The sequence below is a fragment of the Streptomyces sp. NPDC056503 genome, assembly GCF_042794995.1.
Classification (GTDB): domain Bacteria; phylum Actinomycetota; class Actinomycetes; order Streptomycetales; family Streptomycetaceae; genus Streptomyces.
The window spans coordinates 1-22,426 of record NZ_JBHTST010000044.1; the positions used below are offsets into that span (position 1 = coordinate 1).

Below are 22,426 nucleotides of genomic sequence, written 5' to 3' on the forward strand. Positions count from 1 at the left end.
GCCCCCACCAGGGGCCGGGCCGCCGTCGTCGTCCCCGGAGCCCGCCCTCCGGTCGTCCGGTTACAGTCCTTGCATGAGCAAGCCCCGCTCCCTGGCCCTCCCCCCGCGCACCCGGGCCCACCGCCTGGAGACCGTGCGCGGCGCGTTCGCCGTGCTGGACGCCGTGCCGGCGGGCGAGCGGCGGGGGACGGTGCTGATGCTGCCCGGGTACACCGGCAGCAAGGAGGACTTCCTGGCGCTGCTCGGCCCGCTGAGCGAGGCCGGCTACCGCGTCGTCGCCGTCGACGGGCGCGGCCAGAACGAGTCGCACGGCCCACGGGGCCGCGCCGCCTACCGCCGCCGGGCGCTCGCCCTGGACGCGGTCGCGCAGGCGGTGGCGCTGCGGGACGGTCCGGTGCACCTGCTGGGGCACTCCTTCGGCGGGCTCGTCGCCCGCTCGGCCGCGGTGCTCGCGCCGCGCGCCTTCCGCTCGCTGACGCTGCTCTCCTCGGGCCCCGGCCGGGTCGCCCGCCCCCAGCGGGTCCGGATCCGGGCGCTGCGGGCCGGGCACGCGCTGCTGGCGAAGGACCGGGTGTGGCGGACGACGCGCTGGCTGGACAGCCGGGGCGAGCAGCCCGACGAGGCGGTCGACTCGGTCGAGCTGGTGGGCTTCCTGCGGCGCCGCTGGATGCTGACGAAGGTCTCCCAGCTGTCCGGCGCGGGACGGCTGCTGCTGCGCGACCCGGACGGCCCGGCGGAGCTGGCCGGCCTGACGCTGCCCGTGCACCTGGCGTACGGCTCCGGGGAGATGGTCTGGCCGCCGGCCGAGCTGGCGGCGGTCGCCGCCCGTACCGGCGCGCACCACACGGTGGTGGAGGGAGCGGGTCACTCCCCCAACGTCTCGCACCCGCGCGAGCTGGCCGAGCGCCTCGCCGCCTTCTGGCGGCGTGTGGACGCGCCGGCCCCCACGACGGCACGGCTCAGTACTGCGCCCTGAGGTGCTGCCAGAAGCCGTCGCGCAGGGCGCGGCGGAGCGCCCCGTGGCCGCGCAGGGAGCGGCTGAGCCGGGACTCGGCCTCGACGAGGAGGTCCTGGTCGTAGGCGGCGGGGAGGTACGGGTCGCCGGGCAGGAGTTCCGCGAGGCGGTCGCGGCCGCGTTCGCCGAGCCAGGTCGCGGCGATCTGGGCGCCGACGAAGCGGACCTCGTCGCGCGAGGGCGGCGGCTCGGCGTCGTTCTCGTACAGGGTCACCGGGCGGCGGGTGACGTACGGCCGGCAGAAGTCGAGGTCGAAGGTGCGCTGGCTGTCGACCTCCCAGAGCAGGGCCTCGGCCTGGTTGGGTCCGTCGGCGGCCTCGATGCCCCAGAGGTGGACGCGGGCGCCGTAGCCCTGGGCGGCCTCGACGGCGGAGACCAGGTCCTCGTCGCCGCCGATGAGGGCGGCGTCGCTGATGGCGCGGTGGCGGGCGAGGGACTCCAGGTCGGTGCGGATGAGGGAGTCGACGCCCTTCTGCTGGTTGTTGGCGTTGAGGTTGCCGAGGCGGACCTTGACGTCGGGGAGCTCGGCGATGGACTGCTGTTCGGGGGTGTGGATGCGGCGGCGGGCGCCGTCGTACCAGTAGACGCGGAGCAGTCGGCTGTCGGCGAAGATCGTCCGGGCGGTGTCGATGAACGCCTCGATGAGGCCCTCGGCGTCGAGGTCGTAGGAGCGCCGGTCCTCGGTGCCGGTCACCAGCAACCCGGCCGAAGCATGGACGTAACCGGCGTCGACGAAGATGGCGTGAGTGGACGGGGTCTTGGCCACCTCGGCCAGCATGCGCCGCAGGAGCTCGTTGGTGTGCTCCATGCGGTCCTCCAGCGCGGCCAGCGCGCGGAGGGTGTCGGTGGAGGGTGGTGCGGGGTTCATGGCGTCGTTCATCGGCCCTCATTGTCCGCCTCGCGAGGGCGGTCCGCCACACCCCTTACCCGTGAGTAGTTAGCCATCCGAAAATTTTCCTTAGCGTAAGGAATGTTCTGGATGGCTCCGCCGTTGGATACATACGTACACAAGTTCTCCGTATGGAGGATCAACTCGGACGAAGGGAGAAGCCATGCGCTTCGAAATCCTGCGACTCGACGACGTCGACGGCACGCCCGTCGACTCGACCGTCGTGGACGCCGCCTCCGTCAACCGGATCGTGCAGCAGGCCGCCGCGATCGGCCAGCGCATCTGGATCCGACCCGCAGAGACCTCCGCCTCGTAACGGGGCAGGTCCACACCACGCACCGCGCCCCCGCGCGGACTCCGCTCCGGCGGAATCCGCACGGGGGCGCAGTGGCGTCCGGGCGCGGTTCAGGCGCCCCGGACGACCTGGGTGACGCCGTTGATGATCTGCTGCACGGCGATCGCGGAGAGCATCATGCCCGCGAGCCGGGTGACGAGGACGACGCCGCCGTCCTTGATGACGCGGATGATCAGCAGCGAGTAGCGCATGGTCAGCCAGAGCACGACGTGCATGGCGGCGATGGCGGTCCAGACGGAGACCTGCGCGGCGGCGCTGTCGGCGTGCTGGACGGCGAGGATGACGGAGACGATGGCGCCGGGCCCGGCGAGCAGCGGCATGCCGAGCGGGACGAGGGCGACGTTGACGTCCTTGGTCTGCTTCGGCTCGTCGGTCTTGCCGGTGAGCAGGTCGAGCGCGATGAGCAGCAGCAGGAGGCCGCCCGCGATCATCAGGGCGGGGACGGAGACGTGCAGGTAGGCCAGGATCTGCTGGCCGAGGATGCCGAAGACGGTGATGACGCCGAAGGCGACGGCGACGGCCTGCCAGGCCATCCGGCGCTGGACCTTGGCCGGGCGGCCGGAGGTCAGCGCGAGGAAGATCGGCGTGATGCCGGGCGGATCCATGATCACGAAGAGGGTGAGGAAGAGCGAGCCGAAGACGGCGACGTCGAACACGGTGGGGTGCCTTGCGGGTGAGGGTCGAACGGTGGAGTGGGCACACCGGACCGGAATCCATGATTCCGGAACCGGCGCGGGAGTGCCCCGCCCCCGCACGACGGACGTGCGGGGCCGAAGGGGCGGTACGGGACGGGGGCGGGCGGAGGCGGCACGGCGCCCCGCCGTCGGCACGACGGCGGAGTGGACGCCCGGCCCGGAGGCGGGCCGCGCGCCGTGCCCGCGGACCACGGCCGGGACCGCGGCGCCCGGTGCGGCGCTTCGCCGCACCGCGGGGACGCCGCGGCCTACCGGTACCGGTCCGCCGGACAGGCCCTAGGAGCGGACTCCGCCGGCGCCGGGGACGGGAAAGGCGCCGGTGGCCCGGCGGGTGATCTCGCCGTAGATCTCGGGATCGGTGGTGTACTCGCCGAGCCGGCAGGTCTTGCGGCTGCCGTGGTAGTCGCTGGAGCCGGTGACCAGCAGGCCCAGCTCCTTCGCGAGGCCGCGCAGCCGCGCGCGGGTGGGCTCGTCGTGGTCCATGTGGTCGACCTCGATGCCGTCGAGCCCGGCCTCCGCGAGGGCGGCGATCGCGGACTCCGGCACGACCTGGCCGCGCTTGACGGCGGCCGGGTGGGCGAAGACGGTGACGCCGCCGGCCGCCTTGACGAGGCGGATCGCGTCCGCCGGGTCCAGCTCGTGCTTCTGCACGTGGGCGCGGCCGCCGTCGGCGAGCCACTCGACGGTGAAGGCCCCCGAGACGTCGGGGACGACGCCCAGCTCGACCAGGGCCTCGGCCACGTGCGGGCGGCCCACGGAGCCGTCGCCGGCGATCCGCGCGACCTGCTCCCAGGTGACGGGGACGCCGAGCAGCCGGAGCCGGTCGACCATGGCCCGGGCGCGCGGCACCCGGTCGTCGCGGACCAGCTCGCGCTCGGCGAGCAGGGCCGGCTCCTCGGGGTCGAAGAGGTAGGCGAGCATGTGCAGGCCGATGCCGTCGAGGCGGCAGGAGAGCTCGGCGCCGGGGACGACGGTCAGCCCCTCGGGCGCGGCGGCGATCGCCTCGGCGTGCCCGCGGGTGGTGTCGTGATCGGTGAGCGCGACGACGTCGAGTCCGGCCGCGGCGGCGTTCCGCACCAGCTCGGCCGGGGTGTCGGTGCCGTCGGAGGCCGTGGAGTGGCTGTGCAGGTCGATGCGCACGACGCGGTTCTCCAGGGGGCTCGGCACGGGCGGGCGACGCTCCAGCATAACGGGCGACACGCACCCGACTGTACGGACCCCAGCCAGGAGTCGCCCATTACGCGCCCGGACGTGGGCGGACGGTCAGCCGAGCAGTCGCGGGGTGAGCGCCCCGCAGGGCAGCAGCTCGACCTCGGCACCCGCGTCGCGCAGGTCGGTGAGGACCAGCTCGTCGTACATCAGCAGCCCGGACTGCTCGGGCCAGACGATCGCCCAGAGCCAGAGCCCGCGGGCCTCGCCCGCGAAGACCGCCCGGTCGTGGGGGGTGCCGGTGACGTGCCAGAGGGGGGTGGGGCGGCCGGCGGCGAGGACCTTGGCCTGCGGCGGCTTGTCGATCGCCATGCCGGAGCCGGGGTCGGGGCCGTCGATGCCGGCGTACCGGGCGCCGAGGCCGACGCCCAGCTCCTCGGCGACGAGCAGCAGCTCGCCGATGCCGCCGAGCGGGCCGGGCCCGGAGCAGGCGACGGCGGTGGCGCGCCCGCCGCTGCGGTCGTCACCGGCGTAGGCGACCCCGGTGAAGAGCCAGCCGACGGGGAGCGGCCAGGGCATCCAGACGGGTACGTGGGAGCGGTGCACGACGACACCGAGGCCTTCGACGCTGGGCGGGATCACCGGCTGGAGCGGGTGCACGGGTCCGTGTACGTCGCACTGCCAGGAGTCGGAGAAGAGACCGGGCGCCCTGACCCGCCCACCGCACTTCGGACAACTGGGTTCGCCCCTCATAGGGCTCAACGGTCCTCCCGCGCACGCCTCCCGTCAAGGACGGCCGCCGCCGATCACCCGTCCGGCCGGAAGCGTTCACCCCGGCACGCGCCCCCTCTAGTCCAGGGCCACCGAACCGCGCAGCGGATCGCGCAGGTCCGTTCCCCGGGCGAGCCAGCGCTCCTCCAGGGCCTGCGCGCCGTGCACCCGCTTCCAGGCGGCCTCGTTCGGGGTCATGGGCAGCAGCGGCAGGAAGCGGACCGGGTCCATGGGCTCGTCCAGCTCCAGGTCCTCCACGAGTCCGCCCGACTCGGCGACGAGCACCGAGCTGAAGCCGGCCCCCGGCCAGAGCGGCTCGCCGAGGTCCAGCGAGGCGCCGGGCGCCACGATCACGCCCTCCACCTGAGGGGTCGCGGCGAGCACCGCGAGCGGGCGCAGCACCTTGTCGGTGTCGGCGCGCCCGAGGCGTACGGTCAGGACCAGCTCGGCGCGCGGGCCCTTCACCGGGTCGGCGAGCGCGGCCGTCGGGTCCGCCATCGGCGCCGCCGCCATGCCGAGCGTGGCGTAGCGCACGAGCCCGGCCTCCGCGTCGACGAAGCGGAGCACCTCGATCCGGTCGGTGCCGAGGAAGGTCACCGCGGCCCGCGCGTCCGGTTCGCCCAGGGCCGTACGCAGCCGGGCCTCGACCAGTGCAAGAACTTCTCCCATGCCGCGAGCATAGATCGCGTATGGAACGGGCAAAGTAAGGGATTGACCCTCGGTCGGCTGATAGTGTTGGCCACTGGTCGGGTTTCCCGACTGTGCGTCACACGTCATCCCTCACGAGGGACCGGCCGGAGGAGGTGGGACTGCGATGGACCGAAGTCGATCGGGCAGTACCAGCCGCTCTTCCGCCGCATCGCACCCGAGCCCGGTGCGTTCCTCCCTCCGGTGACCCCGGGTCCCTGAACCGCGGACCCCCCTCTCCGGCATCGCGTCCGACGGAAGAGCACCCCCCTCTCGCCTGTCTGAGTTGCGAACGCCGTCACCGCGATCCTCCGGTGCCGCCCGCTTTGTGGACGAAGTCCCTTTCCCGTCCTCATTCCGGGTTGCGCCACGCTCGCCGACGGCCTGTCCGTGAAGGAGCACGCCCATGTCGATGATCCGTGACCTGCGCGCCGCCGTTCGGCCGACCCTGCGTCCGAGCCTGCGCAAGACCCCGACCACGTACACGAACTACGACCCGACCCGCGACCACACGGCCTCCAGCGCCATCGTCGACTGCGCGGTCTACCGCGACGGCACGCGGATCGACGACCGCGCCTGCCTCACCCCGCGCGGCGCGATGTCGCAGGTGCGGAAGTCCGGCGGCTTCGCGTGGATCGGTCTGCACGAGCCGACCGAGGCCGAATTCGCCGGTATCGCGGCCGAGTTCGGACTCCACCCGCTCGCCGTCGAGGACGCCGTCCACGCCCACCAGCGGCCCAAGCTGGAGCGGTACGACGACACCCTCTTCACCGTCTTCAAGACGATCCACTACGTGGAGCACGCCGAACTCACCGCCACCAGCGAGGTGGTGGAGACCGGCGAGGTGATGTGCTTCACCGGCCCCGACTTCGTCATCACCGTCCGGCACGGCGGCCAGGGCTCCCTGCGCAACCTCCGCCACCGCCTCGAGGGCGAGCCGGAGCTCCTCGCCAAGGGCCCCTCGGCCGTGCTCCACGCCCTCGCCGACCACGTCGTCGACGGCTACATCGCGGTCGCCGACGCCGTCGAACTCGACATCGACCAGCTGGAGATCGACGTCTTCTCGCCCGCCGCGAAGGGCTCCACCCGCGGTACGGACACGGGCCGGATCTACCAGCTCAAGCGCGAGGTCCTGGAGTTCAAGCGGGCCGTCACCCCGCTGCTGCGCCCGATGCAGCTCCTCAGCGAGCGGCCCATGCGGCTGGTCGACCCGGACATCCAGAAGTACTTCCGGGACGTCGCCGACCACCTCGCCCGCGTCCAGGAGCAGGTCGTCGGCTTCGACGAGCTGCTGAACTCGATCCTCCAGGCCAACCTGGCCCAGGCGACCGTGGCGCAGAACGAGGACATGCGCAAGATCACCTCGTGGGCGGCGATCGTCGCCGTCCCCACGGCGGTCTGCGGCGTCTACGGCATGAACTTCGACCACATGCCGGAGCTGCACTGGAAGTACGGCTACCCGATGGTGCTCGGCGGCATCGCCGTCATCTGCTTCGCGATCCACCGCACCCTGAAGCGGAACGGCTGGCTGTAGCGGCCTCCCGCTAGGCTTCGGGCCATGACTGAAGAGCTGTTCCTCGTCGAGGAGGCCACCAAGAAGTCCGGCCTCGTCTGGGTCCGGGGCACCGGGCCCGCCCGGGCGCTCTGGCACGTCTGGCACGACGGCGCCGCCCACGTCGTCGGCGACGGCCCCGGCGAGCAGCCGCTGCCCGGCCTCGCGGACGGCGCCACCGCCGAGGTCACCGTCCGCAGCAAGGACAAGGGCGGCCGGATCGTCGCCTGGACGGCCGCCGTACGCCAGCTGACCCCCGGCACCGACGCGTGGGACGCGGCCGTCGCCGAGCTGAAGGGCAAGCGGCTCAACGCGCCCGACGGCGAGGCCATGCCCGAGCGGTGGGCCCGCGAGTGCCGCGTGCTGCGCCTCGACCCGCACACCGCGACCACCGCGTTCCCGGACGGCTCGCTCGCCGCCGTACCCCTCCCGTCCGGGGCGACCACCCGCCACCCCGTCCCGGCCGCCCTGCCGAAGCTGCTCTTCCGCCGGAAGAAGAAGCGCTAGCCCTCGGGCAGCTCCTCCGGGGCCGTCCCCAAGGGGGTGTCGGCGGTGTGCGGCGCGGCGCCGGCGAGCGGGGCGCCGCCCTGCCTCGCGGCCGGGACCGGGCCCACGTCGACGCGCCCGCCCCGGGCCGCCCGGTGGAGAGCGCCCTCGCGGCCCCGCGCGGCCGCCGGACCGCCCTGGTCGTGCGCGGGCTGCCGGGCGGCGGGGCCTGGACCCGGTTCAGGTCCGGGGCAGCTGGCGGCCGTAGTCGAGGGTCTCCTCGCGGTCCGGTTCGGCCAGCGGGAAGTCCTTGTCCCACTCCGAGAGCACCACGAGCCCCGCTCCCCCGCCGCGGGCGAACTGGAGCGGGTAGGGGGAGCCCTCCAGGGCCACGTCGAGGGTGCCGCCCTCGCCGTTCGTGCCGCCCTTCACCTTCACCGTGCGGACGCCGCCGATCTGGTCCCGGTCGCCCTTGACGACGTCCCCGTGCAGCCCGATCAGACCGCGCAGCAGCTGGTCCATCTCGGTGAAGCCGCGCAGTTGCTTGTACGAGGGGTCGTCGCGCGGCACCTTCACGTACATGTCGTCCAGCTTGTCGGCGGCCTCGGTGTCGGCCTCGGTGGGCTTGCCGTCGCCCTCCTCCTCGTGCGACCAGAAGCCGGCGTCGGCCTTGAGGTAGAGCGCGTCGTCGACGCGCAGCAGCTCGAAGGTGCTGTTCTTCGTGGTCACCGAGCCGGTGGCGCCGTTCTGCTTCAGCCGCATGTTCAGCTTGAAGGTGCCGCCCTTGCTGACCAGGGTGCCCGCGAGCCGTACCGCCTTCGCCGTGTCCGCCGCCGTACGGGCCTCCCGCTCGATCTCCGGCGCCGACAGCTTCCCGACCCCGTTCGTCCCCTCGTCCGGATCGGCCCCGCAGGCCGTCAGACCCACCGTCAGCCCCGCGCACAACGCCAGCGGCACGGCCGCCCGGCGGAGACGGCCTGCGGGGGCCGTGCGGGCGCGCGCCGACGGCACGGACGGGTTACGCGATGACGGGGTGCGGACGGTCACCTGCGCTGCCTCTCGTTCTGCGGTGGGGGGGAACGGCCCCGGCCGCGGACACGCGGCGGGAGGAGCCGCCGGGGTCGGCCGGACGGACCGGCCGGTGCCGGTGGGGGCGGCAGACCGCAGCGTACCCGGGCCCGCTCGGCGTCCCCGCAGGCAGCCGGACGGCGGCGCTGCCGGAGCGGGGGCGAACACCACGGGCTAGCCTGAACCATGCGAAGCCCGGCGAGGGCGGCGCAAAGGCCGCGAAACCCCACCAGGGCGGTGCGGCGACCCGGATCGTGCGGCACCGAGGAGGCGCGAGGCATGGCGGCAGGCGCCCCCCGGATCTTCGTCTCCCACCTCGCCGGCGTGGCCGTCTTCGACCCCGTCGGCGACCAGGTGGGCCGGGTCAGCGACCTGGTCGCGATGCTCCGCGTCGGCCGCCGCCCGCCCCGGCTGCTCGGCATGGTCGTCGAGGTGCTGAGCCGCCGCCGGGTCTTCGTCCCCATGACCCGCATCACCGGCGTCGAGTCCGGCCAGGTCATCACCACCGGTGTGGTCAACATGCGGCGCTTCGAGCAGCGGCCGACCGAACGGCTCGTCCTCGGCGAGCTCCTCGACCGGCGGGTGACGCTCGTCGAGTCCGGCGAGGAGGTCACCGTCCTCGACATCGCCATCCAGCAGCTGCCGGCCCGCCGCGACTGGGAGATCGACAAGGTCTTCGTCCGCCGGGGCAAGGGCGGGGCGCTGCGCCGCAAGGGGGAGACGCTGACCGTGGAGTGGTCGGCGGTCACCGGCTTCTCCCTGGAGGAGCACGGGCAGGGCGCCGAGAGCCTGGTCGCCACCTTCGAGAAGCTCCGCCCCGCCGACCTCGCCAACGCGCTCCACCACCTCTCCCCCAAGCGGCGCGCCGAGGTCGCCGCCGCCCTCGACGACGACCGGCTCGCCGACGTCCTGGAGGAGCTGCCCGAGGACGACCAGGTGGAGATCCTCGGCAAGCTGAAGGAGGAGCGGGCCGCCGACGTGCTGGAGGCGATGGACCCGGACGACGCCGCCGACCTCCTCAACGAACTCCCCGAGGAGGAGAAGGAACGGTTGCTCATGCTGATGCAGCCGGACGAGGCCGCCGACGTGCGCCGGCTGATGTCGTACGAGGAACGGACGGCCGGCGGTCTGATGACCACCGAGCCGATCGTGCTGCGCCCCGACGCCACGGTGGCCGACGCGCTCGCCCGCGTACGGCAGCAGGACCTGTCGCCGGCGCTCGCCGCGCAGGTGTACGTGTGCCGGCCGCCGGACGAGACGCCGACCGGGAAGTACCTGGGCACGGTCCACTTCCAGCGGCTGCTGCGCGACCCGCCGTTCACGCTGGTCAGCTCGCTCGTCGACAGCGATCTGCCACCGCTCGGCCCGGACACCGCGCTGCCCGCGGTGACCAGCTACTTCGCCGCGTACAACCTGGTGGCGGCGCCGGTCGTGGACGAGAGCGGCTCGCTGCTCGGCGCGGTCACGGTCGACGACGTGCTCGACCATCTGCTGCCGGACGACTGGCGGGAGACGGAGTTCCACGAGGAGGGGGCGCGCGGTGGCTGAGCGGACGCAGGAACGGGACCGGGAACGGGACCGGGAACGGGACCAGCCCAGGATCCCCCGCATCCGGCTCGACCAGCCCCGGATCCGGCGCAGCCGGCTGCTGCCCGAGTACGACCCCGAGGCCTTCGGCCGGATGTCGGAGCGGATCGCCCGCTTCCTCGGCACGGGCCGGTTCATCGTCTGGATGACGGTGATCATCATCGCCTGGGTGGTGTGGAACGTGTCCGCCCCGGCGCACCTGCGCTTCGACCAGTACCCGTTCATCTTCCTCACCCTGATGCTCTCGCTCCAGGCCTCGTACGCGGCCCCGCTGATCCTGCTCGCGCAGAACCGGCAGGACGACCGTGACCGGGTCAACCTGGAGCAGGACCGCAAGCAGAACGAGCGGTCGATCGCCGACACCGAGTACCTGACGCGCGAGATCGCGGCGCTCCGGATGGGCCTCGGGGAGGTCGCCACCCGCGACTGGATCCGCTCCGAACTCCAGGATCTGGTGAAGGAGCTGGAGGAGCGCGGACAGGAACGCGATCTATTCCCGCCGGACGGCGAGCGGCGGAGTGACGTACCCGACCGTTGACAGCCCTTTCGTCGCGACGTGGTCGTCCCCGTACCATCGGACCTATGGCTACGGAAGACGCGGTGCTCGAAGCACTGGCGACGGTGAACGACCCCGAGATCAATCGTCCGATCACTGAGCTCGGCATGGTCAAGTCGGTGGAGATCGGACCGGACGGCAAGGTCGCGGTGACGGTCTACCTGACGGTCTCCGGCTGCCCGATGCGCGACACCATCACGCAACGCGTCACCGAGGCCGTCTCGCGTGTCGAGGGCGTCACCGGTGTCGACGTCACGCTCGACGTGATGAGCGACGAGCAGCGCAAGGAGCTCGCGACGGCGCTGCGCGGCACCACCGCCGAGCGCGAGGTGCCCTTCGCCAAGCCGGGCTCGCTGACCCGGGTGTACGCGGTGGCCTCCGGCAAGGGCGGCGTCGGCAAGTCCTCGGTGACCGTGAACCTGGCGGCGGCGATGGCCGCCGACGGTCTGAAGGTCGGTGTCGTCGACGCCGACATCTACGGTCACAGCGTGCCCCGCATGCTGGGCGCGGACGGGCGTCCGACCCAGGTCGAGAACATGATCATGCCGCCGTCGGCGAACGGCGTGAAGGTCATCTCCATCGGCATGTTCACCCCGGGCAACGCGCCCGTGGTGTGGCGCGGCCCGATGCTGCACCGCGCGCTCCAGCAGTTCCTCGCGGACGTGTACTGGGGCGACCTGGACGTCCTCCTCCTCGACCTGCCCCCGGGCACCGGCGACATCGCGATCTCCGTCGCGCAGCTGGTGCCGAACGCGGAGATCCTGGTCGTCACGACCCCCCAGCAGGCGGCGGCCGAGGTCGCCGAGCGGGCCGGCTCGATCGCGGTGCAGACCCACCAGAAGATCGTCGGCGTGGTCGAGAACATGTCGGGCCTGCCGTGCCCGCACTGCGACGAGATGGTCGACGTCTTCGGCACCGGCGGCGGACAGGCGGTCGCGGACGGCCTGACGAGGACCACGGGCGCCACCGTCCCGGTCCTCGGCCAGATCCCCATCGACGTCCGCCTGCGCGAGGGCGGCGACAACGGCAAGCCCGTCGTCCTCTCCGACCCCGACTCCCCGGCGGGCGCGGCCCTGCGCGCCATCGCCGGCAAGCTCGGCGGCCGCCAGCGCGGCCTCTCCGGCCTGAGCCTGGGCATCACCCCGCGCAACAAGTTCTGAGACGCGACGAAGGGCACCCCGGTCCGGGGTGCCCTTCGTCGTACGTACCGTCAGGAGTACGGGCCGAGGTCCTTCACCTGCGCGAAGCCGAGCCCGTACGCGCTCATCCCGCGCCCGTAGGCCCCGATGTGCACCTCGCCGGTGGACCCGGCGAGCACCCACCCGAACTCCGACTCGCGGTAGTGGAAGGGCACCGGCACCCCGTCGACCGGCAGCGACAGCGCGGTCCAGGCGGGCCCCTCCAGGTCGTCCGCCAGCTCGAACGCCGTCTCGGTCTGCTGGTCCAGCCAGTGGTCCCGCAGCCCGTGGTCGAGCGAGGCGGGCCAGGTGTGGGCGAGCAGCCCGGAGCCGGCCAGCCAGGCGGCGGAGGAGACGGTGGTGGCGTCGAGCACGCCCGTGCCGTCGCCCGTGCGCCGCACCGGGTTCGCGGCGACCGTCACGACGACGGCGAACCGCTCCTTCTCCGCGGCCGCGGCCTCGGACTTTATCGACGGCTCGTCACCGTGGCCCATCGAGCCGTGCTGGACCGTGCCGTCCGCGGCCGTGCCGATCTGCATCAGCCTGCGGGGCCCGGTGAACGCCTCGTCGAGCCCGTACCAGGCGAAGGGCGCGCGCAGAAACCCCTCGGCTTCCACCCGACTCGTCGTCTTCATCTCGGCCGCCTCCTCGTTCCGTCAACTCAAGGAGGATAGCGACCGGGCGGTGACGCCCCGTGTCAGGTGGCGTCGGAGTCGTACGGCGGGGCCTCGGGCGCGGCCGGCTTGTCCTGCTTCTTCAGCAGGTCGGGCGCGGAGCCGTTGACCGCCGCGGGGGCGGCGGCGGGGGCGGCGGGAGCGCTCTCGCGGCCGTTCACCGCGTCGGCGACCTCGTTCATCTCCTTGCGGAGGTCGAAGGTCGAGCGCAGCTCCTTGAGCTCGCCGAGGTCCTCGTTGCCGTCCAGCTGCTTGCGGATGAAGGTCTTCGGGTTGAGGTCCTCGAACTCGAAGTCCTTGAAGTCCGGCCCCAGCTCGCTGCGGATGTCCTCCTTCGCGCTGTCGGAGAACTCCCGGACCTTCCGGATGAAGCGCGAGACGTCCTGGACGACCTTCGGCAGCTTGTCCGGCCCGAAAACGAGCACGGCGAGGACGATGAGCGTCACCAGCTCGAGTGCGCCTATGTCGCTGAACACCTAATAGCTCCTTCACGCCGGACCAGGACGGCCCGACCACGGTACCCGCCCGGACTGCCGGACGGGTACCTTGCGATGTCCGCCACATGTACCTCGGGTGGTCGCCGGGCCCTGGCCCGGTCGCTCGGTCGCCCGGTCGCTCAGGTGCCCTGGGCGGAGCCGAGCGTGACGGTCCTGGTCAGTTCCCGGCCGTCGCGGGTCAGGGTGAGGGCGAGGGCGTCGCCGGGGCGGTGGGCGCGGATCTTCACGATCAGCTCCTCGCCGTTGTGCACCCGCTGGCCGTCGACCTTGGTGATGACGTCGCCGGGGCGCAGTCCGGCCTTGGCGGCGGGGCCGTCGGGGGTGACGGCGGGCGAGCCGTCCTTGCCCTTGTCGCCGACGCGGGCGCCGTCGCCGTTGAACTGCATGTCGAGGCTGACGCCGATGACCGGGTGGGTGGCCTTGCCGGTGTTGATGAGCTCCTCGGCGACCCGCTTGCCCTGGTTGACCGGGATGGCGAAGCCGAGGCCGATGGAGCCGGCCTGGCCGCCGCTGCCGCCGTCTCCCTCGCCGGAGCCGCCGGCGGCGCGGATGGCGCTGTTGATGCCGATGACGTGGCCCTTGCCGTCGAGGAGGGGGCCGCCGGAGTTGCCGGGGTTGATGGGCGCGTCGGTCTGGAGGGCGTCGACGTAGGAGATGTCGCTGCCGTCGCCCTTCTCGCCGCCGGCGGTGATGGGGCGCTCCTTGGCGCTGATGATGCCGGAGGTGACGGTGTTGGAGAGGTCGAAGGGGGCGCCGATCGCGACGACGGGGTCGCCCACTCGAACGTCGTCGGAGTTGCCGAGCGGGATCGGCTTGAGGCCGGTGACGCCGGTGACGCGGACGACGGCGAGGTCGTAGCCGGTGTCCTTGCCGATGAGCTTGGCGGAGGCGGTCTCGCCGCTGGAGAAGGTGACGGTGATGTCGCCGGAGGTGGCGGCGGCGTCGACGACGTGGTTGTTGGTGAGGATGTGGCCGCGGTTGTCGAGGACGAAGCCGGTGCCGGTGCCGGCCGAACCGCCGCCGCTGACGTGCAGGGTGACGACGCCGGGCAGGGCGGCGGCGGCGATGCCGGCGACGCTGTCGGGCGCGCGGTCGGCGCTCCCGGCTCCGGCCTGCGGCAGCTCGACGGTGCCGATCCCGCCGTTGCGCTCGACGTAGGCGCCGACGCCGCCGCCGATGACGCCGGTGACCAGGGCGAAGGCGAGGGCCCCGACGAGGGCGAGACCGCGCCGGGACTTCTTCCGCGCGGGCGGCGGCGGGGACGCGTGGCCGGCGCCCCAGGGGTCGTACTGGCCCCAGGCGTGCGGCGGCACGGGCGCCTGCGGCGGCGGGACGGCGCCCTGCGGGGCGGGGGCGGGTGCGGGGGCGGCGGGCCGCTGCACCGGCGGCGCGGGCGCCCACGGTCCGGGCTCCCCGTAGGGCGGCGTCCGGTACTCGTCGGGCTCGTGCAGCGGTCGCGGGGCGGCGGACGCGTCGCGTACGGGCTCGGCCGACACGGCGTCAGCCGGTACGGGCTCCGTCGCCGCGGGCTCCGCCGGTACGGGCTCGGCCTGGACGGGTCCGGCCGCTGCCGGCTCGGCCGCCGCGGGCTCCTCCCGGGCCGGTTCGGCCGGTACGGGCTCCGCCCCGGCGGGCTCGGCGGCCGCCGGTTCCTTCGTCATGTCGACCTTGGGGGCGGCGGGCGCCTCCGCGGCCGGCTCCGGCGCGGCGGGCTCGGCCAGGTCGGGGGCCTGGAGGGGGAAGTCGTCCTCCTCGGCCCGGGGCGGCGTGGGTATCCGCGCCGCCTCCGGGGGCGTCGAAGGCCGGCTCCACCAGTTCGGCTTCCCGTCGTTCATGCTCTCCCCGCAACCGCAGACCCGTGAGCTCCCGGTGTTCGGGCGCTCTGACCGAGGATTCAACCAGGTCGGACGTCAGCGAGGGGAGCCCGGCGGGACGCCGGGCGGGCTCGCGGCCGGACCGGGCGCCGGGCCGAGGGCCAGCCGGAGCGCGGGGACCGTCGGGCGTATGAACGGGGAGAGGGCGAGGAGCGACTGCGCGTGCACCGCCCTGAGCCGTACCGACGCCACCGGACCCGCCCGGTCCACGTCCGCCGGGACGGCCCCCGAGGGGACGGTGCCGCCCGGGACGAGCGGGGCGCTGCCGAAGGACTGGGCGCCGCCCGAGCGCTCGGAGCGGTCCGACCGCCCGGTCGCGGAGCCCGCCGCGGAACCCGTGCCGGAGCCCGCCGAGGCGCCCGCGCGGAGCGGGGTGACCGCGGTGCCGCCGCTCTGCCCGCCGCGGGCGGCGGTGGTGAGCGAACCGTCGACGGGGAGCGTGCCGCCGAGGGCGATGGCCGCGAAGGAGACCGCGCCGGCGGCGGCGACGGCGAAGCGCCGGCCGCGCCCCGACGGGGCGGTGACGGTGTGGACCCGGAAGCCGGTGCCGGTGTCGGGCACGGTGGGAGGCGCGGTGGCGAAGCCGTCGCTCTTCACTCCGCCGGCTTCGAGGAGCTGCTCCAGCGGGGAGCGCCCGGGCTCGCCCGGGCCGCCGGGAAGGCCCTGGAGGCGGGCGAGGAAGCCCTCGGAGGGCTGCGGGGCGCCGCTGGACGCGAAGACGCTCTTCAGGGCGCGCTGCGCGTCGGCCTCGGCCTTGCAGCGGGCGCAGGTGGCGAGGTGGGCGAGGACCCGCTCGCGGGTGTCATGGCCGAGCTCGCCGTCGACGAGCGCGGCGAGCCGGTCCCCGAGGTGGTGCTCGGCGGGACTCGGGGACGGGGGACGAGTGCCGCTCACGCTGTCCCGGCCTCCCATCCCACGGTGGCCAGGGCCCGCTCGGCGCGGGCCTCGGGCGAGCGGTGCTTGAGCGCCTTGCGCAGGTGCGAGCGGCCGCGGTGGATGCGGCTGCGGACGGTGCCGAGCTTCACGCCGAGGGTCGCGGCGATCTCCTCGTACGAGAGCCCCTCGATGTCGCAGAGGACGACGGCGGCGCGGAACTCGGGCGCCAGGGTGTCGAGGGCCTGCTGGACGTCGGCGTCGAAGTGGGTGTCGTTGAACACCTGCTGGGGGGAGGGCTCACGGCTGGGGAGCCGCTCGGCGGCGTCGTCGGCGAGCGCGTCGAAGCGGATGCGCTGCTTGCGGCGGACCATGTCGAGGAAGAGGTTGGTGGTGATGCGGTGCAGCCAGCCCTCGAAGGTGCCCGGGGTGTACGTCGACAGCGAGCGGAAGACACGGACGAAGACCTCCTGGGTGAGGTCCTCGGCGTCGTGCTGGTTGCCGGTCAGGCGGTAGGCCAGGCGGTAGACACGACCGCTGTGCGTGCTGACGATCTCCTCCCAGGTGGGCGGAGTCCACGCCTGCGATTCCGCATCCGATGCGAAGGTCGCGGTGGTGGGTGCGGTGTCGGTGGTGTGGAGCTTGTCAGCGGTGTCGGTCACGGATTTCGGCTCACCCGCCGACCTGAGAAGACGCCGCAGCGCCCCTCTCCGATCCACAGGCGCAGCCGCACCTCCCCTATCGGCTCTGGTGGTGTCCAGTGGAGCCCCTACCATAGCCACCTCGCCCGTTAGCTCCGGATAAGAATCTTTACGAGCATTTGAATCGGCGTCGTCCGCCGCTTCCCGTGCCCGTCCCTCCCCTGGTGAACGCCCGGTCCCATCTGCGGGTTCCCGCTGACAGCGGATACAGTCACCGTTGCGCCAACTAAGGGGACAGGAGAGGGCCATTACCGCCAACCGGCAGACGAACTGGGCGTTCGCCGACGCCTTTGTCGCCGAGGACGAAGCGCTGCGCTGGGCCCGGGAGCGGGCCCGGGAGGCAGGGCTGCCCTCGGTGTCGCCGGGCACGGGCGCGGCGCTGCGTCTGCTGGCCGCGTCGGCGGACGCCAAGGCGGTGGCCGAGATCGGTACGGGCACGGGCGTGTCGGGCATCTACCTGCTGCTCGGGATGCGTCCGGACGGCACCCTGACCACGGTGGACGTGCAGCCGGAGCACCAGCAGTTCGCGAAGACGGCGTTCCGGGCGGCGGGCTTCGCCGGCAACCGGGCGCGGTTCATCCCGGGCCGGGCGCTCGACGTGCTGCCGCGGCTCGCGGACGGCGGGTACGACCTCGTCTTCTGCGACGGCGACCGCGGGGAGTACCCGGACTATCTCGCTGAATCGTTGCGCCTGCTCCGACCTGGGGGTCTGGTCTGCTTCGAGGGCGTCTTCGCGGAGGGCCGCACGGTCGACTCCGGCGCCCAGCCGGCCGAGGTGCAGCGGGTCCGCGAGCTGCTGCGCACGGTCCGAGAGAGCCCCCAGCTGCTGCCGACCCTGCTGCCGGTGGGCGACGGCCTGCTGTGCGCGGTCCGCCGCGGCTGACGGCCTTCCCGGCCGCCGCCGGCCCCCGGCCGGACCCCTCGCCCGGGCCCCGGCACACCACCGCCCCGGTACGGCGGGGCCGTACCGGGGCGGTGGGACAGGAATTCGGGGAGGGTCAGCCGACGACCTTCTTCAGGGCGTCACCGAGCGCCTCGGCCTCGTCCGGGGTCAGCTCGACCACGAGCCGACCGCCGCCTTCGAGCGGAACGCGCATGACGATGCCCCGCCCCTCCTTGGTCACCTCGAGCGGGCCGTCACCCGTCCGCGGCTTCATGGCCGCCATGCTCGTTCCCCTTCCTGAAACCAGCTCATCTTCAGCCGGGCAGCTCCGTACCACGGAGCACGCCTCACCGGCTTCGAACACATTGCTTCCAGGTCATTATCCCGCATCGCAGGACCCGATGACCAACATCGATCGGCATCGCTTGCGCAACGCGCTCCCGCAAAACCCCACATTTCGGCGTCGGGCCTGCGATACTTCGCCGCCGCGGGTCGCTCCGCGGGCCCCGATTCTTTGACGCAGCTCACATGGGCGGTACGGGTGATCTCCGTCATGCTGGGCTGATCAGCCCATCCACGAGACGAAGGGGTCCCGATGGCCGACACGGTCCTGTACGAAGTGAGCGACGGACTCGCCACCATCACGCTCAACCGGCCCGAGGCCATGAACGCGCTGAACATCGCCGCCAAGGTGGCGCTGCGGGACGCGGCCGAGACGGCCGCCGCCGACCCGGCGGTCCGGGCGGTGCTGCTGACCTCCGCGGGCGACCGGGCCTTCTGCGTCGGCCAGGACCTGAAGGAACACGTCGGCCTGCTGCTCCAGGACCAGGAATCGGGCACCAGCGCCACGATGAACACGGTCCGGGACCACTACAACCCGATCGTCCGGGCGCTCACCGGCATGAACAAGCCCGTGATCGCCGCGGTGAACGGCGTCGCCGCCGGTGCCGGCTTCGGCTTCGCGCTCGCCGCGGACTACCGGATCGTGGCCGACACCGCCTCCTTCAACACCTCCTTCGCGGGCGTCGCGCTCACCGCCGACTCCGGCATGTCCTGGACGCTCCCCCGCCTCATCGGCCAGAGCCGCGCCTCCGACCTGCTGCTCTTCCCCCGCACGCTCACCGCCCAGGAGGCGTACGACCTGGGCATCGTGAACCGCCTGGTCCCCGCCGCCGACCTCCCCGCCGAGGCCCTGAAGCTGGCCCGCAAGCTCGCCGAGGGCCCCACCGTCGCCTACGCGGCCCTCAAGGCCTCCGTCGCCTACGGCGCCGACCACTCCCTCGACGAGGCCCTCGACAAGGAGGACGAGCTCCAGACCCTCGCCGGCGCCTCCGAGGACCACACCATCGCGGTCCGCGCCTTCCTGGCCAAGGAGAAGCCGAAGTACCTCGGCCGCTGACGGAACGACGGACCCCGTTTCGTGCGGAGGTGGCCGCGCCCACTAGGCTCCGGCCACCTTCGTACGCACACACCTGGGGGGTCTCGTGCGTCCCACTCCTTCCGCGCGCCTGTTGCGCGGTGTCCTCGTCGCGGGTCTGGCACTCGGCCTGCCCGCGACGGTCCTGTCCACGCCCGCCGCCGCCTCGGACGGCTACGACCGCTGTCCCGACGGCGCGGTCTGCCTCTTCAGCCGGCCGCTGTACCAGGGCGACATGCTCGTCGTCCGGGGGCCGCTGGCCACGCTCGGCGCGTGGGACAACCGCGTCCGGTCCTTCGTGACCAGGCTGCCGGGCGTCGCCGACGCCGTCTGCTTCTACCCGGAGCCCGGGCTCGAACCCGAGGGCTCGGTGCACTTCTACACGAGCGACTCCTTCGACGAGAGCGCCTACCCCGAGCTCGACGGGGCGGTGAGCTCCGTCGACGTCGGCCCCGAGGCCGACGACTTCTGCGGGGCCGAGAGCCGCTACCCGGTGCTCTACGACCACGTGGGCACCCGGCCCGCCCCGGTCCCCGCGCACGGCAGGTTCGGCGACCTGAACAACGACGGCAACGCCGACGTCGCCGGCCGCAACGTGATCGGCCAGCTGTGGACCGCGCACGACTACGAGACCCCGGGCGTGACCCGGCTCGTCGGCGGCGGCTGGAACGCGATGACCGCGCTGACCCGCCACGGCGACCAGGACGGCGACGGCAACGAGGACGTCTACGCCCGGGACCGCTCCGGCGTCCTCTGGCTCTACCCCGGCGACGGCCGCGGCGCCTTCAAGCCGCGCCGCCAGGCCGGCAGCGGCTGGAACTCCCTGCGGGACCTGGCCGCGGCCGGCGACCTGACCGGCGACGGCAAGGGCGACCTGCTCGCCTCCGACCGCGACGGCGTCCTGTGGACCTACCCCGGCACCGGCCGCGGCGGCTTCACCGCCCGCAAGAAGGTCGGCGGCGGCTGGAAGGCGATCAACGAGCTCGTCGGCGCCGGCGACCTGAACTCCGACGGCAGGGCGGACCTCGTGGCCCGCGACACCGCCGGGAGGCTCTGGCTCTACCCGGGCACCGGCCGCGGCGCCTTCGCCACCCGCAAGCTCATCGGCGACGGCGGCTGGAACGGCCACAAGGAACTGCTCGGCCTCGGCGACGTGACCGGCGACGGCCGCCCCGACGTGGTCGCCCACCGCCCCGGCATCGGCAACGAGTGGGGCAACGGCCTGCGCGTCTACCCCGGCACCGGCGACGGGCGCCTGCGCGCGCCCCGCGACCTCGCCCACCTCCGGTCCACCACCTTCGCCTTCTGACCGTCCCGAAGGGATACCGCGCATGCAGCGCACCACCGCACTCCGGCGTGCCCTGGCGGCGGCCGTCACCACGGCGGCCTCCCTGGCCACGCTCCTGACCGCCGCGCCCGCGGCCTCGGCCGACGAGTCCCGCTGTCCCCGGGGCAGCTTCTGCGTCTTCCAGTACCCGGACTTCGGCGGCCAGATGAAGGTCTACACGTCGAGCCAGCCGACCCTGGGGGCCTGGAACAACTCCATCTCGTCGTTCGTCAACCGCAGCGACAAGTGGGCCATCGCCCTCACCGAACCGAACTACATCGGCGACGGGATGGTCATCGATCCCCGCCAGCAGTACGGCACGGACCTGCGGTACAGCGGCCACGACGGCGAGCTCGACAACGCGATCAGCTCGATCCGGATGGGCAGCACCTTCTGGGAGGCCTCCCAGGGGCACGCCTGGATGAACTGGACCTCCATGGACCGGCCCCGCCCGGCCGGTCTCCCGGCGGCCTCGCGGTTCGGCGACATGGACAACGACGGCATCGCCGACCTGCTCGAACGCGCCGACGACGGCAGGCTGTGGCTCCTCGACGGCAAGCACGACGCCGACTGGCGGACGAAGGGCCGGCTGATCGGCGGCGGCTGGAACTCCATGACCGCCCTCGTCCGCCACGGCGACCACACCGGCGACGGCGCCGAGGACGTCTACGCCCGGGACCGCTCCGGCGTCCTCTGGCTCTACCCCGGCACCGGGCGCGGCGGGCTCAAGCCGCGCGTCAGGGTCGGCGGCGGCTGGAACTCCATGCGGGAGATCGAGGCGGCCGGCGACCTCACCGGCGACGGCCGGCGCGACCTCCTCGCCCGGGACACCGCCGGCGTCCTGTGGACCTACCCCGGCACCGGCCGCGGCGGCTTCACCGCCCGCAAGAAGGTCGGCGGCGGCTGGAACGCGATGAACGCGCTGGCCGCGCCCGGCGACCTGAACTCCGACGGCCGGTCGGACCTCGTCGCCCGGGACGGCTCGCGCAACCTGTGGCTCTACCCGGGCACCGGGCGGGGCACCTTCGGCACCCGCGTCCGGATGCCGTACGCCTGGCCCTCGTACGACCCGGTGATCGCCACCGGCGACGTGACCGGCGACGGCCTCCCGGACCTGATGCGGCCGATCCAGGGCCAGTTGTACGTCTACCCGGGCACCGGCCGCGGCGGCGTCACGGGCCCGGAGGCGGACATGGGCTACGACACCGCCGAGGGCGTCGTCGTCTTCTGAGGCCGCGCGTCGCCCGGGGCGGGGACATTCCCGCCCCGGGCGACGCACCCCACCAGGTGGTCGTCGACCAGGCCGCAGGCCTGCATCAGGGCGTACGCCGTCGTCGGGCCGACGAAGCGGACGCCCTTCTTCTTCAGGGCCTTCGCCAGGGCCGTGGACTCGTCGGTGACCGCCGGGACGTCCGCGAGGGTGCGGGGGGCCGGGCGGGCCGCCGGATCCGGGGCGTACGACCAGATCAGGGCGTCCAGGTCGCCGGGGGCCCAGTCGGCGAGCAGCTTCGCGTTGGCGAGGGTGGCGTCGATCTTGGCGCGGTTGCGGATGATGCCCTCGTCGGCGAGGAGCCGCTCGCGGTCGGCGTCCCCGAAGGCGGCGACGGAGGCGATCCGGAACTCCGCGAAGGCGCGCCGGAAGCCCTCCCGGCGGCGCAGGATCGTGATCCAGGACAGGCCCGACTGGAAGGCCTCCAGGCAGAGTCGCTCGAAGAGGGCGTCGTCGCCGTGGACCGGGCGGCCCCACTCCTCGTCGTGGTAGGCCGTGTAGTCCTCCGTGGAGAGGCCCCAGGGGCAGCGCGGCGCCCCGTCGGGGCCCGGAATCGCCCCTCCGGTCACCGCTCCTCGCCCTCCGCCGCCTCGCCGCCGGCCGGTGCGCCCGCGAGGGCCGCCTCCAGCTCGGCGATCCGGGCGTCGCGCTCGGCGAGCTCCGCCGCGAGGCGGTCCAGGACGTCGTCGACGTCCTCCATCCGGTAGCCGCGGGCGGCGACCGGCAGCCGCAGCGCCTCGACGTCGGCGCGGTCGACCGGGCGGCTCAGCGGCAGCGGATCCACCAGCTGCTCGGGGGCCGCGTCGGGCAGCACCTCGCTGTCGCCGCCGCCGACCACGGCGAGGGTCACGGCCGCGACGACCACGACCATCGTGATGAGCAGGAACCAGAACACCAGCGCGCCTCTCCGGGGGTGGAAAAC

25 protein-coding genes are annotated in these 22,426 nt (G+C 73.5%); 11 read left to right on the forward strand and 14 right to left on the reverse strand.

Features of this window, described 5'->3' with window-relative positions; genetic code table 11:
* Positions 1–73: 73 nt before the first annotated feature.
* Positions 74–976 (forward strand): alpha/beta fold hydrolase, encoded by a 903-nt coding sequence (locus ACFQ8C_RS15815; protein ID WP_383457106.1) that lies wholly within the window; start codon positions 74–76, stop codon positions 974–976.
* On the opposite strand, the gene ACFQ8C_RS15820 is transcribed toward ACFQ8C_RS15815, so the two are convergent.
* The gene (locus tag ACFQ8C_RS15820; protein ID WP_383457109.1) at positions 960–1,895 is read right to left on the reverse strand and encodes an NYN domain-containing protein; all 936 of its coding nucleotides are present in this window, start codon (positions 1,893–1,895) and stop codon (positions 960–962) included. The two genes, ACFQ8C_RS15815 and ACFQ8C_RS15820, sit on opposite strands and share 17 nt — an antisense overlap.
* A gap of 172 nt (positions 1,896–2,067) precedes the next feature.
* Between ACFQ8C_RS15820 and ACFQ8C_RS15825 the strand changes: the two genes are divergently transcribed.
* Positions 2,068–2,220, forward strand: coding sequence for a hypothetical protein (locus ACFQ8C_RS15825; protein ID WP_106978848.1), 153 nt, complete (start codon positions 2,068–2,070; stop codon positions 2,218–2,220).
* A gap of 89 nt (positions 2,221–2,309) precedes the next feature.
* Here ACFQ8C_RS15825 and ACFQ8C_RS15830 read toward each other — a convergent pair whose 3' ends face one another.
* From ACFQ8C_RS15830 to ACFQ8C_RS15845, 4 genes are all read right to left on the reverse strand, one after another.
* Positions 2,310–2,915 carry a MarC family protein gene (locus tag ACFQ8C_RS15830; RefSeq protein WP_383457112.1) on the reverse strand — a complete coding sequence of 202 codons (606 nt, stop codon included), beginning with the start codon at positions 2,913–2,915 and terminating at the stop codon, positions 2,310–2,312.
* 315 nt (positions 2,916–3,230) lie between these two features.
* Positions 3,231–4,094, reverse strand: a complete 864-nt coding sequence (locus ACFQ8C_RS15835) for a PHP domain-containing protein (RefSeq protein WP_383457216.1) — start codon at positions 4,092–4,094, stop codon at positions 3,231–3,233.
* A gap of 123 nt (positions 4,095–4,217) precedes the next feature.
* Positions 4,218–4,856: a DUF6758 family protein gene (locus ACFQ8C_RS15840; RefSeq protein ID WP_383457115.1), complete on the reverse strand. Its 639-nt coding sequence runs from the start codon at positions 4,854–4,856 to the stop codon at positions 4,218–4,220.
* A gap of 96 nt (positions 4,857–4,952) precedes the next feature.
* Positions 4,953–5,543, reverse strand: a complete 591-nt coding sequence (locus tag ACFQ8C_RS15845) for a suppressor of fused domain protein (protein WP_383457118.1) — start codon at positions 5,541–5,543, stop codon at positions 4,953–4,955.
* A gap of 424 nt (positions 5,544–5,967) precedes the next feature.
* Between ACFQ8C_RS15845 and ACFQ8C_RS15850 the strand changes: the two genes are divergently transcribed.
* Both ACFQ8C_RS15850 and ACFQ8C_RS15855 read left to right on the forward strand, forming a co-directional pair.
* On the forward strand, positions 5,968–7,095 hold the full coding sequence (locus ACFQ8C_RS15850) for a magnesium and cobalt transport protein CorA (protein ID WP_383457121.1): 1,128 nt from the start codon (positions 5,968–5,970) through the stop codon (positions 7,093–7,095).
* A 24-nt stretch (positions 7,096–7,119) separates the two neighbouring features.
* Positions 7,120–7,620, forward strand: a complete 501-nt coding sequence (locus ACFQ8C_RS15855) for a hypothetical protein (RefSeq protein WP_383457123.1) — start codon at positions 7,120–7,122, stop codon at positions 7,618–7,620.
* A 219-nt stretch (positions 7,621–7,839) separates the two neighbouring features.
* Here the strand turns inward: ACFQ8C_RS15855 and ACFQ8C_RS15860 are convergent, their stop codons facing one another.
* Entirely contained in the window at positions 7,840–8,610 is a 771-nt protein-coding gene (locus tag ACFQ8C_RS15860; RefSeq protein WP_383457219.1) for a hypothetical protein, read from the reverse strand.
* Between the two features lie 336 nt (positions 8,611–8,946).
* Between ACFQ8C_RS15860 and ACFQ8C_RS15865 the strand changes: the two genes are divergently transcribed.
* Genes ACFQ8C_RS15865 through ACFQ8C_RS15875 form a run of 3 tightly spaced genes read left to right on the forward strand, consistent with a single transcriptional unit; the run spans position 8,947 to position 11,970 of the window.
* Positions 8,947–10,215 (forward strand): magnesium transporter MgtE N-terminal domain-containing protein, encoded by a 1,269-nt coding sequence (locus ACFQ8C_RS15865; RefSeq protein ID WP_383457125.1) that lies wholly within the window; start codon positions 8,947–8,949, stop codon positions 10,213–10,215.
* Positions 10,208–10,792, forward strand: coding sequence for a DUF1003 domain-containing protein (locus ACFQ8C_RS15870; protein WP_383457127.1), 585 nt, complete (start codon positions 10,208–10,210; stop codon positions 10,790–10,792). The genes ACFQ8C_RS15865 and ACFQ8C_RS15870 overlap by 8 nt, the downstream gene beginning before the upstream one ends.
* A 44-nt stretch (positions 10,793–10,836) precedes the next feature.
* Positions 10,837–11,970 (forward strand): Mrp/NBP35 family ATP-binding protein, encoded by a 1,134-nt coding sequence (locus ACFQ8C_RS15875; RefSeq protein ID WP_383457129.1) that lies wholly within the window; start codon positions 10,837–10,839, stop codon positions 11,968–11,970.
* Between the two features lie 50 nt (positions 11,971–12,020).
* On the opposite strand, the gene ACFQ8C_RS15880 is transcribed toward ACFQ8C_RS15875, so the two are convergent.
* From ACFQ8C_RS15880 to sigE, 5 genes are all read right to left on the reverse strand, one after another.
* Positions 12,021–12,623, reverse strand: coding sequence for a hypothetical protein (locus ACFQ8C_RS15880; protein ID WP_383457132.1), 603 nt, complete (start codon positions 12,621–12,623; stop codon positions 12,021–12,023).
* Positions 12,624–12,685: 62 nt separating this feature from the next.
* The gene (locus ACFQ8C_RS15885) at positions 12,686–13,138 is read right to left on the reverse strand and encodes a sec-independent translocase (protein ID WP_383457135.1); all 453 of its coding nucleotides are present in this window, start codon (positions 13,136–13,138) and stop codon (positions 12,686–12,688) included.
* A 140-nt stretch (positions 13,139–13,278) separates the two neighbouring features.
* Positions 13,279–14,994 (reverse strand): S1C family serine protease, encoded by a 1,716-nt coding sequence (locus ACFQ8C_RS15890; RefSeq protein WP_383457137.1) that lies wholly within the window; start codon positions 14,992–14,994, stop codon positions 13,279–13,281.
* 75 nt (positions 14,995–15,069) lie between these two features.
* Complete coding sequence (locus tag ACFQ8C_RS15895) at positions 15,070–15,927, reverse strand: anti-sigma factor family protein (RefSeq protein ID WP_383457140.1); 858 nt, start codon at positions 15,925–15,927, stop codon at positions 15,070–15,072.
* Positions 15,924–16,682 (reverse strand): RNA polymerase sigma factor SigE, encoded by a 759-nt coding sequence (gene sigE, locus ACFQ8C_RS15900; RefSeq protein WP_351111585.1) that lies wholly within the window; start codon positions 16,680–16,682, stop codon positions 15,924–15,926. Before sigE ends, ACFQ8C_RS15895 begins: the two co-directional genes overlap by 4 nt.
* A gap of 142 nt (positions 16,683–16,824) precedes the next feature.
* Between sigE and ACFQ8C_RS15905 the strand changes: the two genes are divergently transcribed.
* Complete coding sequence (locus tag ACFQ8C_RS15905) at positions 16,825–17,490, forward strand: O-methyltransferase (protein WP_383457143.1); 666 nt, start codon at positions 16,825–16,827, stop codon at positions 17,488–17,490.
* Positions 17,491–17,605: 115 nt separating this feature from the next.
* Here the strand turns inward: ACFQ8C_RS15905 and ACFQ8C_RS15910 are convergent, their stop codons facing one another.
* Positions 17,606–17,773, reverse strand: coding sequence for a DUF3117 domain-containing protein (locus ACFQ8C_RS15910; protein ID WP_009997451.1), 168 nt, complete (start codon positions 17,771–17,773; stop codon positions 17,606–17,608).
* A 312-nt stretch (positions 17,774–18,085) separates the two neighbouring features.
* On the opposite strand from ACFQ8C_RS15910, the gene ACFQ8C_RS15915 reads away from it, so the two are divergent.
* The 3 genes from ACFQ8C_RS15915 to ACFQ8C_RS15925 all read left to right on the forward strand — a co-directional run bounded on the left by ACFQ8C_RS15915 (position 18,086) and on the right by ACFQ8C_RS15925 (position 21,465).
* Positions 18,086–18,889, forward strand: coding sequence for an enoyl-CoA hydratase/isomerase family protein (locus tag ACFQ8C_RS15915; RefSeq protein WP_383457146.1), 804 nt, complete (start codon positions 18,086–18,088; stop codon positions 18,887–18,889).
* An 85-nt stretch (positions 18,890–18,974) separates the two neighbouring features.
* Entirely contained in the window at positions 18,975–20,216 is a 1,242-nt protein-coding gene (locus ACFQ8C_RS15920) for an FG-GAP-like repeat-containing protein (protein WP_383457149.1), read from the forward strand.
* 22 nt (positions 20,217–20,238) lie between these two features.
* Positions 20,239–21,465 carry an FG-GAP-like repeat-containing protein gene (locus ACFQ8C_RS15925; protein ID WP_383457150.1) on the forward strand — a complete coding sequence of 409 codons (1,227 nt, stop codon included), beginning with the start codon at positions 20,239–20,241 and terminating at the stop codon, positions 21,463–21,465.
* On the opposite strand, the gene ACFQ8C_RS15930 is transcribed toward ACFQ8C_RS15925, so the two are convergent.
* Together ACFQ8C_RS15930 and ACFQ8C_RS15935 are read right to left on the reverse strand one after the other, a co-directional pair.
* The gene (locus ACFQ8C_RS15930) at positions 21,432–22,073 is read right to left on the reverse strand and encodes a DNA-3-methyladenine glycosylase I (protein WP_383457153.1); all 642 of its coding nucleotides are present in this window, start codon (positions 22,071–22,073) and stop codon (positions 21,432–21,434) included. The two genes, ACFQ8C_RS15925 and ACFQ8C_RS15930, sit on opposite strands and share 34 nt — an antisense overlap.
* Entirely contained in the window at positions 22,070–22,399 is a 330-nt protein-coding gene (locus ACFQ8C_RS15935) for a DivIVA domain-containing protein (protein ID WP_383457156.1), read from the reverse strand. Before ACFQ8C_RS15935 ends, ACFQ8C_RS15930 begins: the two co-directional genes overlap by 4 nt.
* Positions 22,400–22,426: the final 27 nt, after the last annotated feature.

Excerpts from the sequence above, each read along its gene's own strand:
- ACFQ8C_RS15815 (WP_383457106.1), top strand. The coding sequence starts at position 74 with ATGAGCAAGCCCCGCTCCCTGGCCCTCCCCCCGCGCACCCGGGCCCAC.
- ACFQ8C_RS15855 (WP_383457123.1), top strand. The coding sequence starts at position 7,120 with ATGACTGAAGAGCTGTTCCTCGTCGAGGAGGCCACCAAGAAGTCCGGC.
- sigE (WP_351111585.1), bottom strand. The coding sequence starts at position 16,682 with ATGGTAGGGGCTCCACTGGACACCACCAGAGCCGATAGGGGAGGTGCG.
- ACFQ8C_RS15865 (WP_383457125.1), top strand. The coding sequence starts at position 8,947 with ATGGCGGCAGGCGCCCCCCGGATCTTCGTCTCCCACCTCGCCGGCGTG.
- ACFQ8C_RS15890 (WP_383457137.1), bottom strand. The coding sequence starts at position 14,994 with ATGAACGACGGGAAGCCGAACTGGTGGAGCCGGCCTTCGACGCCCCCG.
- ACFQ8C_RS15915 (WP_383457146.1), top strand. The coding sequence starts at position 18,086 with ATGGCCGACACGGTCCTGTACGAAGTGAGCGACGGACTCGCCACCATC.
- ACFQ8C_RS15845 (WP_383457118.1), bottom strand. The coding sequence starts at position 5,543 with ATGGGAGAAGTTCTTGCACTGGTCGAGGCCCGGCTGCGTACGGCCCTG.
- ACFQ8C_RS15880 (WP_383457132.1), bottom strand. The coding sequence starts at position 12,623 with ATGAAGACGACGAGTCGGGTGGAAGCCGAGGGGTTTCTGCGCGCGCCC.
- ACFQ8C_RS15875 (WP_383457129.1), top strand. The coding sequence starts at position 10,837 with ATGGCTACGGAAGACGCGGTGCTCGAAGCACTGGCGACGGTGAACGAC.
- ACFQ8C_RS15840 (WP_383457115.1), bottom strand. The coding sequence starts at position 4,856 with ATGAGGGGCGAACCCAGTTGTCCGAAGTGCGGTGGGCGGGTCAGGGCG.
- ACFQ8C_RS15850 (WP_383457121.1), top strand. The coding sequence starts at position 5,968 with ATGTCGATGATCCGTGACCTGCGCGCCGCCGTTCGGCCGACCCTGCGT.
- ACFQ8C_RS15910 (WP_009997451.1), bottom strand. The coding sequence starts at position 17,773 with ATGGCGGCCATGAAGCCGCGGACGGGTGACGGCCCGCTCGAGGTGACC.
- ACFQ8C_RS15825 (WP_106978848.1), top strand. The coding sequence starts at position 2,068 with ATGCGCTTCGAAATCCTGCGACTCGACGACGTCGACGGCACGCCCGTC.
- ACFQ8C_RS15820 (WP_383457109.1), bottom strand. The coding sequence starts at position 1,895 with ATGAACGACGCCATGAACCCCGCACCACCCTCCACCGACACCCTCCGC.
- ACFQ8C_RS15925 (WP_383457150.1), top strand. The coding sequence starts at position 20,239 with ATGCAGCGCACCACCGCACTCCGGCGTGCCCTGGCGGCGGCCGTCACC.